Here is a 14,821-nt window from a genome sequence, read left to right as displayed (position 1 = left end):
CCGGTCAGTGCATCGCGGTACGCCGCCACCGATTCCGGAGCCGGCCGAACAGTCCCGTCTCGGCGCCGGCTGCCGGAGTGGCCGGCCGGGTCCGCACCGGAGCCAGGCCCTTCGGATACAGCGTGAATCCGCACACCGCGATATCCGCCGGGGCGAGCGCCTCGGCCGCCGGCTGGGCGCGGTAACGGAAGCCGAGCCATTCGGCGTTCGCGGCATCGGTGAAATCGGGCGGATCGAACGGCAGCGTCTGCGGATCGGGAAGTTCGCCCGGCGGCCGGCGCACCGGATGCTCACCGGCCCAGAAGGGCCGTTCCCAGGGCAGCGGCAGCCCGATGTCCTCCAGGATGTCGATTCGGGTCGAGCTGAACGATCGCCGGAGCTCGCCGCGTTCCCAATGGGTGAAGGCGCCCCAGTGATGCACCGCGTCGAAGGAAGCCAGGTAGGTGTGTTCCGAGGCCAGCGGCCGGACCAGGATCTCCGGTAGCCCGGTGGGCCGGACCAGTGCGGCCTCGGCGGTGCACAGCACGGTCACGCCGGGGAAACAGCCGATGTACAGCTCGTCGCGATCCGGTGCGGCACATCCGTTGAGGGTGCCGACCATGATCGGCCGGGCATCGTGTTCCGGATACAGTTCGGCCGCCAGCGCCGCCGCGGCCACCGGATCCGGATCCGGGCGGGATCGCAGCACCGGTACCGGATCGGCGGCGTCGACGTACCAAAGCGTTGAAGCCCTCGACAACATCCCGCGCACCTCCTGGATGAGATGGCTCCGCAGTCGGGACCCGGGTTCAGTGACCCGAGCTGCGCACCCCCAGCAACACGTCCTCCCAGGACGGCATCGGCGCCTTACCCCGCTTGGCGCGGTTCGGCTTCGCCGGGTTCGGTTTGGCCGGCTGCTGGTTCGCCGCCGGTTCCGGCCGTTCCGCGGGTGCTTCGTTCGACGGCGGGGGTGCCGGGGCCGCCGGGATGGCTGCCGGAGTGCCCCCGGACACCGCGCGCTGTGGATAGGCCTCGTCCAATGTCGGCTGGGCCGGGTCCCGTTCGGTGCGGGGCTCGGCCGCCGGTTCCGGCGGTGCCTCCGGGGCGGCCGGTTCGGCACCGGCCGGTGCGATGGTGGCCAGTCCGCGCAGGGCGCGGCCGAAGTCCGGGTCGATCAGATCGGTGGCCGGATCGTCCAGCGGTGTGACGGTGCCGCCGTAGGCGTCCGGCTGGTACCGCCAGTGTGCGGCGATTTCGGAATGCCCGTTGCGCCACTGCAATTGTGCGACCCAGAAGCCCTTTTCGTCCTTCCAGGCATCCCACTCGGCATGCTCGAGGGTGTGGCCGCGTTCGTGGAAGGCATCGGTGACCACATCGAGCAGGGTCTGCTCGGCCGGGCCGTCCGGGCGCACCGGATGCGCTTTCTGTGCCAATTCGGCGGCGCGGGCACGTTCCAGCAGCACCGGATACGCGAAACGCTCCACCTTGCTCGTCGGCATACCGGATTCCGCGGTGACCTCCGCTACGGAGGCGCCGGCGCGAATACGGGCCTGAATATCTCGAGGACGCATAGTTGCTTCCATTTCGATCTCTATCTGGCCGAATCGGGCAAGGTCACCACGGGCGGCGGCACGCAGCTTGTCGTCGGCAGGCAGCCGGAACTTCTGACCGGACTCGGTGTCGACGCACACGATGTGTGCGGAGTCGGGCGTCACCCCGATGACTCGAAGTTCCCGCACCGTTACCTCCTTATCGCGTCGACTCGCGACACCGCCCACTTTCCTAGACAGTAGTGCACATTACTGGTTCGCGGGAGTAGACACGCACGAGCGAAATCGCCGACGCGGCCCACGCGGACCGCTAATGTAATCGGCTGGTCACCTGAATCCATGTCCTGTACAGGCGTTTTGGTGGAGAAACAAGACGCGCCCGGGTATCCGGCCGGCCGGGTGGAACATTCCCGGCGGCCCGTACCCGGGCGCGAAATTGCGAACCTTGCGAAACCCGAGGGGGATCAGGAGAGCTTGTCGACCACCCAGTCGATCGAACGGGTCAGCTGGGACACGTCCTCCGGATCGATCGCCGGGAACATGCCGATCCGCAGCTGGTTGCGGCCCAGCTTGCGGTAGGGCTCGGTGTCCACGATGCCGTTGGCCCGCAGCGTCTTCGCCACCTGCGCCGCATCGATCGAATCGGCCAGATCGATGGTGCCGACCACCTGCGACCGGTGCGCCGGATCGGCGACGAACGGAGTGGCGAACTCGCTCGCCTCGGCCCACGAGTACAGGCGCGACGACGAATCCAGCGTCCGCTTGACCGCCCAGTCCAGACCGCCGTTGCTGTTGAGCCACTCGATCTGATCGGCGAACAGCAGCAGGGTGGCGATCGCCGGGGTGTTGTAGGTCTGATCCTTACGGCTGTTGTCCACCGCCACCGGCAGCGACAGGAACTCCGGCGTCCAGCGGCCGGAATCCTTGATCTCCGCCACCCGGGCCAGTGCAGCCGGGCTCATGATGGCGATCCACAGGCCGCCGTCGGCGGCGAAGCACTTCTGCGGGGCGAAGTAGTACACGTCGGCATCGGTGATGTTCACCGGCAGGCCGCCCGCACCGGAGGTGGCGTCGATGGCGATCAGTGCGTTCTCCGAACCGGCCGGACGCTGCACCGGCACCGCGACACCGGTGGAGGTCTCGTTGTGCGCCCACCCGATGAGATCGACCGCCGGGTCCGAGACCGGCGCGGGCGCGCTACCCGGGTCCGCCGACACCACGATGGGATCGCCGATGAACGGGTTGCCCCCGGCGACCTTCGCGAACTTGGAGCTGAACTCACCGTAGGTCAGGTGCAGCGAACGTTCCCGGATCAGGCCGAAGGCCGCGGCGTCCCAGAACGCGGTGGTACCGCCGTTGCCCAGCACCACCTCGTAGCCCTCGGGCAGCGAGAACAGTTCGCGCAGGCCGTTGCGCACCCGGGCGACGACGTCCTTGACCGGCTTCTGGCGATGCGAGGTGCCGAATACCGAGGAACCCACAGTCACCAGCGACTGCAGCTGCTCCGGGCGCACCTTGGACGGGCCGCAGCCGAACCGTCCGTCGGCGGGCAAGAGGTCGTCGGGAATGGTGGGAAACGCACTGGTCATGCCCAATAGGGTAGTAGCCGGTCCGGGGCGAATCGGCTCCGGGTGCCGGGACCGGCGGCTACCCTGATGCCATGACCCTCGCTTCGGCCCGGGTACGGGGACGCCGCACCGGCGTGATCGGCGACCAGGTGCGCCGGGAACTGCTGATGCGCGGGCGGGCCGGTACCGCCACCGTACTGTCCGTGCGGACCCGGCGCGGGCGGCCCGGACACGAGTTCGGCGTCCGGGTGCGGATCGACGGAGAGGTCCCCTACGACGCCCGCATCCGGCAGCGGGTCCGCAGCGCCGACCTGGAGTGGATGCAGCCCGGCGACACCGTCGCCTGCCGGGTCGACCCCGGCAACCCCAGCCGGCTGGTGCTCTACCTGCCCGAACGAGGCGCCGACGGCGGTGCCGCCGCCATCACCAAGATCCTGACCGGCGGCCGTCGCGCCGAAGCCACCGTGCTCGCCGCCACCCCGATAGCGGCCGACTACACCGGGCGGGCCGACCCGGTACTGCGCCTCGACCTGGAAATGCACGCCTGGGACGAAACCGCACCCTGGCTGGTCCGGATCGTCGGACCGGTGCCGCTGGCCGCCATCGGCCATGTCACTCTGGGCAGCCGGCTGCCGGTCGCGTTCTTCACCGTCGACCGCGGTGAGTCGGTCGCCGTCGACTGGGAACAGCTGAGCTGAAAAACATGCGCTGCGCGCGAATTGACTGTTCGCGTCACGGACGGTTGACTCGCACACTGTGTCCTCCCGATTGAGCGTCGAAGAACGCCGTGCCCACCTCATCGAGGCCGCGATCGGACTCGCCAGAAAAAAGGGCGTGGCTGGTGTGACCACCCGTGATGTCGCGCAAGCGGCAGGGGTCTCACTCGGTGTGGTGCATTACTGTTTCGAAAACAAGGACGCCTTGATGACCGAATTGGTCAAGGCGCTGTCCATGGAATTACGTGATTCCGTGGACGCGGAGGAGTCCGTATGGGAGGCGCCCGGAACCGGATGCACCGCCCTGCGGAAATTGGTCCGGGACGGACTCGAACTGATGTGGCGCAACATCGAAGCCACCCCGGATCGGCAGCTGCTCACCTACGAGACCACCACCTACGCATTGCGTGAAGGCGAACAGACCCCCGCCAAACTGGCCATCGCCCGCGAACAGTACTCGTTCAACGACAGCACGGTCGCCGATATCCTCCGGCACGCCACCACCGCCACCGAAACCACCTGGAGCCTGCCGGTCACCGACCTGAGCCGGTTCACCCTCAACGTCATCGACGGCATCGTGCTCCGCTGGCTCGTCGACAACGACAGCGAAGCAGTCCGAGCCCAACTCGACCTCCTGGCCGACTCCCTGGCCGGACGCTGTGTTTGATTGCGTCGGCTCCGCCGCCGCGTGTTCGCGGCCCTATCGGGCCTCGCACCCGAGCACTCGAGACTCGAGCCTTCGGCTCATGCGCTTTCGAGTGCTCGGGTGCGAGGCGGGCCGCGAACGGTCGCTTCTCGAGGTCGCTCCGTACGGGGTTACGTGAGGGCGTTCACGTACGTGTCGGCGGCCCGTGCGCCCGGGTCGAGTATTCGCTGCCCGCTTTGCCCGTGAGGGAGCTGTGGTGGCGGTGGCTACTCGGCCGATACCGCCACTACAGCTCCCTCACCTACGTATCCCGGGGGGTGGAGGTGTCCCGGCTCGGTTGCTGGGTCGCTGCGGTGGTGGCGTCACGGGGCAGCGGGGTGTCGAGGAGTCCGCCGTCGAAGGTGCTGGGTGTTCTGGCGGGCAGGCTTTCGGTAGGCGGTTGTGGTTCCCAGGAACAGGCGAGCGGCCTGCGTCGGGGACGCAGGCCGCTCGATGGTCCGGGGGCGTTATGCGTGGCTGATCGTGGACCAGCCGGGGACCGTGTCGGGGGTGCGGGGTGCGGGGCCGGTGTAGATCGCGGCGGGGCGGACCAGCTTGCCGAGGCGCTTCTGCTCCAGGATGTGCGCACACCAGCCGGCGGTGCGGCCGCAGGTGAACATGGCGGGCATCATATGGGCGGGGACCTCGGCGAAATCGAGGATGACGGCGGCCCAGAACTCGACATTGGTCTCGATCGCGCGGTCCGGACGGCGCTCGCGGAGCTCGGCCAGGGCGGCCTGTTCCAGGGCGGCCGCCACCTCGAAGCGCGGGGCCTGCAACCGTTGCGCGGTGGCGCGCAGCACCCGGGCCCGGGGATCCTCGGCCCGGTACACCCGGTGGCCGAAGCCCATCAGCTTCTCCTTGCGGTCCAGGATGCCGCGCACCACGGCCCGGGCGTCACCGGTCCGCTCGACCTCTTCGATCATCGGCAGCACCCGCGCGGGGGCGCCGCCGTGCAGCGGGCCCGACATCGCGCCGATCGCGCCGGACAGCGAGGCCGCCACATCGGCGCCGGTGGAGGCGATCACCCGAGCGGTGAAGGTGGAGGCGTTCATACCGTGCTCGGCGGCGGATACCCAGTAGGCGTCGATGGCCTCGATATGCCGCGGGTCGGGCTCACCCTGCCAGCGGGTCATGAACCGTTCGGTGATGGTGCTGCACTCGTCGATCTGCCGCTGCGGCACCGCGGGCTGGTAGATACCGCGTGCCGACTGCGCGACATAGGACAGGGCCATCACGGAGGCGCGGGCCAGGTTCTCCCGGGCGGTCTCGTCGTCGATGTCCAGCAGCGGTTCGTAACCCCAGATCGGGGCCAGCATCGCCAGCCCGGCCTGCACATCCACCCGGACGTCACCGGTGTGCACGGGCAGCGGGAACGGTTCGGCGGGCGGCAGGCCCTGGCCGAATTCGCCGTCGACGAGCAGCGCCCAGGCATCGCCGAAGGTCACCCGGCTGCCGACCAGGTCCTCGATGTCGACGCCGCGGTAGCGCAGGGCACCGCCGTCCTTGTCCGGTTCGGCGATATCCGTGGTGAACGCCACGACGCCCTCGAGGCCGCTGACGAAATCGGGGGGAAGGGCGGGATGTCCGCCGGAAACCGCGGGGCTGGTGGTCATCGGTGACTCTCCTTGCATGGCATGGCGATCACCTCCGACCATAGTCCGTGCCGTGGCGCGCGTCGGCCCGGGCCGCTCGGGGGTACCGCGGAGTAACCTTCCCGGCATGCGCGACCTGGAGAATTCGCCCGCCGGTGGGGTCGTTCCGATACCCGGTGCACCCGGCGACGCCGGGCTGGCCGCGATGCGGGCCGAGTACCGCGGGGTGGCCGCGGGCGACGATGCCGATCTGGACGAGACCTGGTTGGCCGGCGGCTGGGAGCCGTTGCTGCGGCAGTGGATCGAACAGGCGACGGTGCTCGGCGCGGCCGAACCCAATGCCATGGTGCTGGCGACCGTGGACACCGGCTCCGGTCCGCTGCCACGCCCGGTGACCCGCACCGTGCTGTGCAAGGGGCTGTCCCCGGACGGGGTCACCTTCTATACGAACTACGACTCGGCCAAGGGTGCCCAGCTGGCCGCCGACCCCTACGCCGCGGCGACCTTCGTCTGGCCCGCGCTGGGGCGGCAGGTGCATGTGCGTGGCCGCACCGAACCGGTGCCGGCGGCGACCACCGCCGAGTACTGGCGGTCCCGGCCCCGGGAGTCCCAGCTGGGTGCCTGGGCATCGCAGCAGTCCCGGCCGGTCCGGTCGCGGGCCGAGCTGGATCGGGCGCTGGCCGAGACCGAGGCGCGCTTCGCCGCAACCGGCGAGATCCCGGTGCCGCCGCACTGGGGTGGCTATCTGCTCCGTCCCGACGAAGTGGAGTTCTGGCAGGGGCGGCGCGGCCGGCTGCACAACCGCATCCGGGTGACCCTGGACGGGCCGGAACCGGTGGTGCAGCGGCTGCAGCCGTAGCGGTGATGTTGCGCACGGTTTCGCCGAATTTCTGCTGGGTACGGCATCGGCACCGGGTTCGTCCGGCCGCCGGGCCGTCCCGGGCGGGTGAGCACGGCGTCCCGGACGGCGCGGGCAGATTCGCCGGAGCGAGCCGGAACCGGGCTACTCGTTCTCGTCGAATCGCCTGGCAGTCGGAGGTTTTCCGGTCGTGCTCCAAGGGTGGTGTCCCGAGCCCGGCCGGTCGGCCGGGTGTGCGAATGGTCACGGTCCACCGCGTTCGCGGTAACCTCACCGATAGCGGATACGATTGTGAGAACGGCCGAGGACAACCCTGATTGCTGCCCCGCCCCGATGAACCGTTAGCGTTGAGGCAAGCGCGTCGTGCGCCGACCGCGCCGATGCCGACGGTTCTAGCCTGAGAGGGATCCTTCCGTGCCCGCTGAGAACATCACCAACGACGCCAAGCCGGTACTCACGTATCCGGGCGGCGAGTTCCCGATGACGGTCACCAAGGCCGCTGAGGGCAACGACGGCATCGCCCTGGGCAAGATGCTGGCCAGCACCGGTTACGTCACCTACGACCCGGGCTTCACCAACACCGCGTCGACCCAGTCGTCGATCACCTACATCGACGGCGAAGCCGGCATCCTGCGGTACCGGGGCTACCCGATCGACCAGCTGGCCTCCTCCTCGACCTTCATCGAGGTCAGCTACCTGCTGATCTACGGCGAGCTGCCGACCGCCGCCCAGCTCGACGCCTTCACCGACCGGATCCGCCGGCACACCCTGCTGCACGAGGACCTCAAGCGGTTCTTCGACGGCTTCCCGCGCAATGCGCACCCGATGCCGGTGCTCTCCTCCGCGGTCAACGCGCTGTCGGCCTACTACCAGGACTCGCTGGACCCCCGCGACCCCGAGCAGGTCGAGCTGTCCACCATCCGCCTGCTGGCCAAGCTGCCCACCATCGCGGCGTACTCCTACAAGAAGTCGGTCGGCCAGCCGTTCCTCTACCCGGACAACTCGCTGAGCCTGGTGGAGAACTTCCTGCGGATGACCTTCGGCTTCCCGGCCGAGCCGTACGAGATCGACCCCGAGGTCGCCGCGGCGCTGGACATGCTGCTGATCCTGCACGCCGACCACGAGCAGAACTGCTCCACCTCGACCGTGCGGCTCGTCGGTTCCTCCGATGCCAACCTGTTCACCTCGGTGTCCGGTGGCATCAACGCCCTCTGGGGCCCGCTGCACGGCGGCGCGAACCAGGCCGTGCTGGAGATGCTGGACGGCATCAAGGAGCAGGGCGGCGACGTCAAGGAATTCATCCGCAAGGTCAAGAACAAGGAAGACGGTGTGAAGCTGATGGGCTTCGGACACCGCGTCTACCGCAACTACGACCCGCGGGCCACCATCGTCAAGAAGACCGCGGACCAGATCCTGGCCAAGATCGGCGGCGACGACGAGCTGCTCGACATTGCCAAGGCCCTGGAAGAGGCCGCACTCACCGACGACTACTTCATCGAGCGCCGCCTGTACCCGAACGTCGATTTCTACACCGGCGTGATCTACCGGGCGATGGGCTTCCCGACCCGCATGTTCACCGTCCTGTTCGCGATGGGCCGGCTGCCCGGCTGGATCGCGCACTGGCGGGAGATGCACTCCGAGCCGCTCAAGATCGGCCGTCCGCGCCAGATCTACACCGGTTACGGCGAGCGGCACTACCGGGACATCGAGAACCGCTGACATAGAGAACCGCTGTCGGACAACTGACCTATCAAAGGGGATAGCTGTATGGGTAAGCCGGAGGTCGACTTCCAGGAGGGCCCCGCGCCCACCGAACTGGTGATCAGGGACATCATCGTCGGTGAGGGTGCGGAGGCGCAGCCGGGCGACACCGTCGAGGTGCATTACGTCGGTGTCGAGTTCGACACCGGTGAAGAGTTCGACTCGTCCTGGAACCGCGGCGAGTCCATCGCGTTCCCGCTGCGTGGCCTGATCCAGGGCTGGCAGGAAGGCATCCCGGGCATGAAGGTCGGCGGCCGCCGGCAGCTCACCATCCCGCCGGAGCTGGCCTACGGCCCGGAGGGGGCCGGACACCGGCTCTCCGGCAAGACCCTGGTCTTCATCATCGACCTGCTGAACGTGCAGTAACTTCTGGCTGTGTTTGATTTGCCGAGCTTCGCTCGGCGTGTTCCGGCCCTTTTCTGCCCAGCGAATCGGCACTCGAGACTCGAGCCTGCGGCTCATGCGCTTTCGAGTACCGATTCGCTGGGCGGGCCGGAACGTCGCTCGTAAGACTCGCTCCCGACGGGGAGCTCGGCTTACGGGCGTTTCGTTTTCGGTAGCCGTATGCCGGTTTGGTTGTAGCTGCTACTCCCGCACGACTTCCACGGGATCGGTGAGTGCCAGGGCCAGCGCCGACTGGGTGCCGGTTGCCGGTAGGGCTTCCAGGGCCCGTCCGGTCTGGTCGTTCAGGTTGCCGACGATCCGTTCCATCGTGCCGACGCCGGAGGTCAGCTGTTCCATGGCGGAGACCAGCTGATTGCCGCCCTCTTCGGCGAGCGCGGGCAGTCCGGCCGCCAGTTCGGCGCCCTGGTTCAGCTGGTCGCGGGCGCTGTTCAGCCGCGCGACGACGGTGCGTAGCAGGGTGCCCAGATCGGTATCCGGGTCCACCGCCGCCCCGGTGAGTTCGGTGAGGCCGGTCAGCTGGCCGCCGGCCTGGTTCGCGACGCCCTGCAGCGCCTCCAGCTTGCCGATCACATCGGCCAGGGCGGGGTCATCTGCGAAGGGCAGGCCGCGCAGCAACGGCAGCACCTGGTCCAGGCCGGTATCGATCGCGGCGGCGGAATCCTGCACCTGTGCGATGGTCAGCCCGGTGGCGTCGAGGGCGCCGGCCAGCTCGTCGGCCTGCTTCGCGGCGCCGTCCACGGTGTTGTTCAGCAGCTCGATCGCGGCGGTGAGCTCACCGGCGCCCTGCTGCGCGAAGTCCAGGAACCCGAGCATCTGTTCGGCGCCGCCGCTGAACTGCTCGGCGCCCGCTGCGGCCGCGCCGACACCGGCGTCGAGCAGTTGCGCGGTGAACTGCACGGAGGTCATCTGGGTGCGGGCCTGGGCAACCGCCGCGAGCGCCGCATCGACCCCGGCGGCGCCGATCCGGTGGGTCACCTCGTCGACCGCATCGTCGACCAGCCTGCCGTCGGCCCCGTCCCGGGTCTGTACCGTGACCCGGGCGCGTTGCGGCTGCGGGCCGGCCAGGGTCGCCATCGACTCGGTGAGATCGGCGGGCAGGGTGATCACGGCGGCGAAGTCGTCCGGGTCCACCGCACCGGGCTCGGCGACGGTCCATTCGATGTCCTCGCCCGACTCCTGGACGGCGGCCGCCACCCGGGCCCCGGTCGGGCCGGTGTCGGCGTCGACGAGGGCGATTCCGGTCGGGGCGGCCTCGGTACGGGAGCAGGCGGCTGCACCGATTCCGGTGGCCAGCAGCACGGCGGCGACGAGGACTGCTCCGACACCGGTCCGCCGCGCGACCCGGGCGGTCGCCGGGGCCGGAGAAGCTGGGCCGACACGATGCCGGAGGCTGCGCAGGCCGGCACGGGCACGTTTTCCGATCACCGTGCCGACCGTAGGCGAGGAACTCGAGCGCACTCGTGCGGATCTCTGAGAGTTCGGTGAGGAAACCGAATCGCCCCGCCCGGATCAGGATTCGTCGACCGGCCGTTCCGGCAGCGTGAGGACCAGCCGGGCGCCCCCGAGCGGGCTGTCTTCGAAATGGGCTCGGCCACCGTGTAGCTGGGCCTGCTGGGCGACCAAGGCCAGCCCCAGGCCCGAACCGCTCCTTCCGGTCCGGCTGCCGCGGACGAACCGCTGGAACACCGCCTCCCGCTCGTCCGGCGGGACACCGGAACCGTTGTCGTCGACAGTGATCACGATCTGTCCCGCCGGGGCCCGATGCGCCGATACCAGCGCCTCGGTGGCGGCGCCGTGTTTCACCGAATTGGTCAGGGCGTTGTCGACGGCCAGGCGCAGCCCGGTCGGCAGGCCGCGGGTGACCAGTTCCGGGTCGGTCTCGATACGCACGGTCAGGTTCGGATACTGCCGCATGGCATCGTGCGCCGCCTGGTCGCACAGCTCGGCGACATCGGTGGCGACATGATCGCGTTGCTGGGTCAGATCGCCGCGGGCGAGCCGTTCGAGCGCGGTGAGCGTGGTCTCCACCCGGGTCTGGCTGCGCTGGACGTCGTCCAGGATCTCGCCGCGCTGCGCGGCGTCCAGGTCGAGTGTGCGCAGCACCTCGAGATCGGTGCGCATGGCGGTCAAGGGCGTGCGCAGTTCGTGTGCGGAGACGGCGGCGAAGTCGCGGGCCGTTTCCAGGGCGGCGGCGGTCTCGGCCTGTGCTGCGTCCACGCGGGCCAGCATCGTGTTGACCGCGTCCGCCAGCTGTTCGGCCTCGGAGACCCCGGCGGCGGCCACCGGCCGCTGCGGTATATCGGTCTTGCCGACCCGGGACACCTGCCGGGTCAGCGACACGATCGGCCGGACCGCACGGCCCGCGAACAACCAGCCGAGCGCCGCGGCCGCGGCCACGGCGACCGCACCACTGCCCAGCACCCAGCGCTGCTGCTCCGCGGTGGCCTCGGCGGCCTCGGCGGCGGGGATGGCCAGTGCGACAGTCCGTCCCGGCGGCTGGTTCTCGGTGGTGGTCAGCACCCGGTACGGCTGCCCGGCGACGGTCACCGTCCGGGAACCGGGCGGCAGATCGGGCAGTTCCACCGGGCTGGAGGCGATCACCATGCCGTCGTCGCGCACTGTCAGCGCCATAGTGCTCTGCAGCCCGGTGAGGTTGACGAAACCGGTGGCGATCACCGGCTCGATCACCACGATCCGGGATGCGATCTGCAGTTGCTGATCGGTCTGCTGCAGGTTGTTGCGTTCGATCGCCCGGAAACTCAGGAACAACGCCAGCGCCACCACCAGCACCGCCCCGGCCGCGGCCGCCCCGGCCACCCGGGTCCGCAGCGAGAACGACCGGCGCCGCCTCATCGCGGCGCTCGGAGGACGAAGCCGACGCCGCGGATGGTGTGCAGCAGTCTCGGCGTGTCGTCGATCTCGAGTTTCCGGCGCAGATATCCGACGAACACATCCACCACATTGGTATCGGCGACAAAGTCGTAGCCCCATACCAATTCCAGCAGCCGCTCCCGGCTCAGCACCACGCCGGCATTTCGGGCCAGCGTCGACAACAATTCGAATTCCCTTTTGGTGAGCTCGATTTCGCGTCCGTGCAGCAGTGCGCGATAGCCGGCGACATCCACCTCGAGCGGGCCGACGGTAATGGAGTCCGGGGCACTCCGGGCCGGTGCCGTGGCGGGACGGCGCAGCAGCGCCCGGATCCGGGCCACCAGTTCGGCCAGCACGAACGGTTTCACCAGGTAGTCGTCGGCGCCGGATTCCAGGCCGGAGATCCGGTCGTCGACCGAGGATCGGGCGCTGAGCACGCAGATCGGCACCTCGTTGCCCATGGCGCGCAGCGCGGTCACCACGCCCGCACCGTCGAGCACCGGCATGTTCATGTCCAGCACGATCGCATCCGGGGCCGCCTCAGCGACGCTGCGCAGGGCGGCAGCGCCGTCCCGGGCCACCAGAACCCGGAAGCCGGACAGCCGCAGGCCGCGTTCCACCGAGGCGAGGACGTCCTCGTCGTCGTCGACGACCAGGACGGTGGGTGCTGCGGTCGGTTCGGTCACGACCTCATTCTGCCGGTTGCGGTCGGACCGGCGCCGAGCCGGTCACGGTGCGCCGGTGATGTCGTCGTCGCCACCGGAACCGGTCTCGTCGCTCGCGATCGGCCGGGCCGCCAGCAGCCGGTCGGCGAAGGCGGTCAGCACATCCGGATCCTCGATCGTGGGCGGCACCGCGACATCCTCACCGGCGGTGAGCTGGCGGATGGTCTTGCGCAGGATCTTGCCGGAACGGGTCTTCGGCAGCCCCGACACGATCACCGCATCGTGCAGGGTGGCGATGGCGCCGATCTGGTCGCGGACGCGTTCGGTCAGTTCGTCGCGGAGGCGGTCCGGGTCGGCTTCGACTCCCTGCTTGAGGACCACATAGGCCAGCGGCCGATGGCCTTTGAGCTCGTCCGGCACGCCGATCACGGCGCATTCGGCGATCGCTTCGTGCCCGGCGATCGCGGCCTCGATGCTGCCCGCGGACAACCGGTGCCCGGCCATATTGATCACATCGTCGCTGCGGCCGAGCACGAACAGGTAGCCGTCGGTGTCGATGTAGCCGGAGTCTCCGGTCAGATAGTGGCCGGGGAAGGCGGACAGATACGACCGCTCGAACCGCTCCGCGTCCTGCCACAGGCCGGTCAGCGCACCCGGTGGCAACGGCAGGCCGATCACGATATTGCCCTCGGAACCGGTCGGCAGCGGGTTGCCGTTGGCGTCCAGGATCCGCAGCCGGTAGCCGGGCACCGGCACGCCCGCCGAGCCCGATTTCACCGGAAGCTCCTGCAGGCCCAGTGGGTCGGCGCTGATCGGCCAGCCGGTTTCGGTCTGCCACCAGTGATCCACCACCGGGCAGTCCGGCCGGTCGGTGAGCAGCGTCGTCTCGGCCCACTCGAAGGTGGCCGGGTCGAGGCGTTCGCCTGCACAGAACAACGCCCGCAGCGAGGACAGATCGCACCGGTGCGCGGCGGTCGCCGCCGGATCGGCCCGCCGCAACGCCCGCAGCGCGGTCGGTGCGGTGAACAAGACCCGGACCCGATGCTTCTCGATGATCCGCCAGTAGCTGCCGGCATCCGGGGTGCCGACCGGTTTTCCCTCGTAGAGCACGGTGGTCGCGCCCGCCAGCAGCGGTGCGTACACGATGTAGGAATGGCCGACGACCCATCCGACATCCGAAGCCGCCCACATGACCTGGCCGGGGCCGACGTCGTAGATGTTGCGCATCGACCAGGTGAGCGCCACCGCGTGTCCGCCGTTGTCGCGCACCACGCCCTTCGGCTTACCGGTGGTGCCGGAGGTGTAGAGGATGTACAGCGGATCGGTCGCGGCGACCGGTACCGGGTCCGCGGGCGCGCTGCCGGTGTTCACGGCGTCCCAGTCCACCCAGCGGGCCAGGACCGTCTCCCCGGAATCCGGCAGGACCTCGGTCGCCGGCTGCGGTTCGCCGAACTCGATCGTGTCGAACCGGGGACGTTGTTTGACGATCACGGTCCGGGGTGCGGTGGTCTCGGCCAGCTCGAGCGCTTGCAGCACGATGGGCGGGTACTCGATCGGGCCGCTGGGTTCCAGGCCGCCGGAGGCGGTGATCACCAGGACCGGTTCGGCGTCGTCGATCCGGGCGGCCAGTTCCGGCGCAGCGAAACCGCCGAACACCACCGAATGCACCGCACCGATCCGGGCGCAGGCCAGCATCGCGATCACGGCCTCGGGGATCATCGGCAGATAGATGACCACCCGGTCGCCGGCGGTCACGCCGAGGTCGCGCATGGTGCCCGCGAACCCGGCCACCTCGTCCAGCAGTTCGGCGTAGGTGTACGCGGCGGAGGTGCCGGTCATCGCCGATTCGTACAGCAGTGCGGGCTGGTCGGCCCGGCCGTCCCGGATGTGCCGGTCGAGGGCGTTGAAACAGGTGTTGAGGGTTGCGCCCGGGAACCAGCGGGTATGCCTGGATCCAGTGGCCTCGAGGACCTGGTCGGGCGGTTGCACCCAGTCGACGGCGCGGGCCGCCTCGGCCCAGAACCCGGCCGGGTCGACGAGGCTGGTCTGGTAGACCGGCCGGTACTCGTGTTGCACGCTCAACCCGTGACTCCCTGCCTTGCCTTGATGCCCGCTCGATAGATCGTGATGATTGTGGCAGACTTCACGCGACGCCCGGGTGGGTGCC

Annotated in this window: 13 protein-coding genes; 5 read left to right on the top strand and 8 right to left on the bottom strand. The window is 69.3% G+C overall.

Annotation, left to right across the window (positions count from 1 at the left end; genetic code table 11):
- Window positions 1–4: 4 nt before the first annotated feature.
- From AC1HFH_RS24245 to serC, 3 genes are all read right to left on the bottom strand, one after another.
- Window positions 5–742 (bottom strand): DUF6928 family protein, encoded by a 738-nt coding sequence (locus tag AC1HFH_RS24245; protein ID WP_480245092.1) that lies wholly within the window; start codon window positions 740–742, stop codon window positions 5–7.
- 46 nt (window positions 743–788) lie between these two features.
- Window positions 789–1,718, bottom strand: coding sequence for a septation protein SepH (gene sepH, locus AC1HFH_RS24240; RefSeq protein ID WP_480245091.1), 930 nt, complete (start codon window positions 1,716–1,718; stop codon window positions 789–791).
- A 275-nt stretch (window positions 1,719–1,993) separates the two neighbouring features.
- A complete protein-coding gene (serC, locus tag AC1HFH_RS24235; RefSeq protein ID WP_480245090.1) occupies window positions 1,994–3,118 on the bottom strand; it encodes a phosphoserine transaminase in 1,125 nt (374 codons plus the stop codon).
- A gap of 71 nt (window positions 3,119–3,189) precedes the next feature.
- Here serC and AC1HFH_RS24230 point away from each other — a divergent pair, with 71 nt between their 5' ends.
- Window positions 3,190–3,795: a hypothetical protein gene (locus tag AC1HFH_RS24230; protein ID WP_480245089.1), complete on the top strand. Its 606-nt coding sequence runs from the start codon at window positions 3,190–3,192 to the stop codon at window positions 3,793–3,795.
- 136 nt (window positions 3,796–3,931) lie between these two features.
- Window positions 3,932–4,480: a TetR/AcrR family transcriptional regulator gene (locus AC1HFH_RS24225; protein WP_480245088.1), complete on the top strand. Its 549-nt coding sequence runs from the start codon at window positions 3,932–3,934 to the stop codon at window positions 4,478–4,480.
- A gap of 485 nt (window positions 4,481–4,965) precedes the next feature.
- Here AC1HFH_RS24225 and AC1HFH_RS24220 read toward each other — a convergent pair whose 3' ends face one another.
- Entirely contained in the window at window positions 4,966–6,114 is a 1,149-nt protein-coding gene (locus tag AC1HFH_RS24220; RefSeq protein ID WP_480245087.1) for a citrate synthase 2, read from the bottom strand.
- A gap of 106 nt (window positions 6,115–6,220) precedes the next feature.
- On the opposite strand from AC1HFH_RS24220, the gene pdxH reads away from it, so the two are divergent.
- The 3 genes from pdxH (at window position 6,221) to AC1HFH_RS24205 (ending at window position 9,079) form a co-directional block, all read left to right on the top strand.
- The gene (gene pdxH / locus AC1HFH_RS24215) at window positions 6,221–6,952 is read left to right on the top strand and encodes a pyridoxamine 5'-phosphate oxidase (protein WP_480245086.1); all 732 of its coding nucleotides are present in this window, start codon (window positions 6,221–6,223) and stop codon (window positions 6,950–6,952) included.
- A 414-nt stretch (window positions 6,953–7,366) separates the two neighbouring features.
- Window positions 7,367–8,671: a citrate synthase gene (locus AC1HFH_RS24210; RefSeq protein ID WP_480245085.1), complete on the top strand. Its 1,305-nt coding sequence runs from the start codon at window positions 7,367–7,369 to the stop codon at window positions 8,669–8,671.
- Between the two features lie 48 nt (window positions 8,672–8,719).
- A complete protein-coding gene (locus tag AC1HFH_RS24205; protein WP_480245084.1) occupies window positions 8,720–9,079 on the top strand; it encodes an FKBP-type peptidyl-prolyl cis-trans isomerase in 360 nt (119 codons plus the stop codon).
- Window positions 9,080–9,298: 219 nt separating this feature from the next.
- Here the strand turns inward: AC1HFH_RS24205 and AC1HFH_RS24200 are convergent, their stop codons facing one another.
- From AC1HFH_RS24200 to AC1HFH_RS24185, 4 genes are all read right to left on the bottom strand, one after another.
- Window positions 9,299–10,543: a YhgE/Pip domain-containing protein gene (locus AC1HFH_RS24200; protein WP_480245083.1), complete on the bottom strand. Its 1,245-nt coding sequence runs from the start codon at window positions 10,541–10,543 to the stop codon at window positions 9,299–9,301.
- 84 nt (window positions 10,544–10,627) lie between these two features.
- Entirely contained in the window at window positions 10,628–11,971 is a 1,344-nt protein-coding gene (locus AC1HFH_RS24195) for a HAMP domain-containing sensor histidine kinase (protein ID WP_480245082.1), read from the bottom strand.
- The gene (locus AC1HFH_RS24190) at window positions 11,968–12,675 is read right to left on the bottom strand and encodes a response regulator transcription factor (RefSeq protein WP_480245081.1); all 708 of its coding nucleotides are present in this window, start codon (window positions 12,673–12,675) and stop codon (window positions 11,968–11,970) included. The genes AC1HFH_RS24195 and AC1HFH_RS24190 overlap by 4 nt, the downstream gene beginning before the upstream one ends.
- A gap of 42 nt (window positions 12,676–12,717) precedes the next feature.
- Complete coding sequence (locus tag AC1HFH_RS24185) at window positions 12,718–14,736, bottom strand: AMP-binding protein (protein WP_480245080.1); 2,019 nt, start codon at window positions 14,734–14,736, stop codon at window positions 12,718–12,720.
- Window positions 14,737–14,821: the final 85 nt, after the last annotated feature.

The organism is Nocardia sp. KT25-26, assembly GCF_056627695.1.
Note: the sequence above shows the minus strand (reverse complement) of the source record. Positions and strands in the feature narration are given on the sequence as shown.

Excerpts from the sequence above, each read along its gene's own strand:
- AC1HFH_RS24230 (WP_480245089.1), top strand. The coding sequence starts at position 3,190 with ATGACCCTCGCTTCGGCCCGGGTACGGGGACGCCGCACCGGCGTGATC.
- AC1HFH_RS24220 (WP_480245087.1), bottom strand. The coding sequence starts at position 6,114 with ATGACCACCAGCCCCGCGGTTTCCGGCGGACATCCCGCCCTTCCCCCC.
- serC (WP_480245090.1), bottom strand. The coding sequence starts at position 3,118 with ATGACCAGTGCGTTTCCCACCATTCCCGACGACCTCTTGCCCGCCGAC.
- AC1HFH_RS24205 (WP_480245084.1), top strand. The coding sequence starts at position 8,720 with ATGGGTAAGCCGGAGGTCGACTTCCAGGAGGGCCCCGCGCCCACCGAA.
- pdxH (WP_480245086.1), top strand. The coding sequence starts at position 6,221 with ATGCGCGACCTGGAGAATTCGCCCGCCGGTGGGGTCGTTCCGATACCC.
- AC1HFH_RS24245 (WP_480245092.1), bottom strand. The coding sequence starts at position 742 with ATGTTGTCGAGGGCTTCAACGCTTTGGTACGTCGACGCCGCCGATCCG.
- AC1HFH_RS24195 (WP_480245082.1), bottom strand. The coding sequence starts at position 11,971 with ATGAGGCGGCGCCGGTCGTTCTCGCTGCGGACCCGGGTGGCCGGGGCG.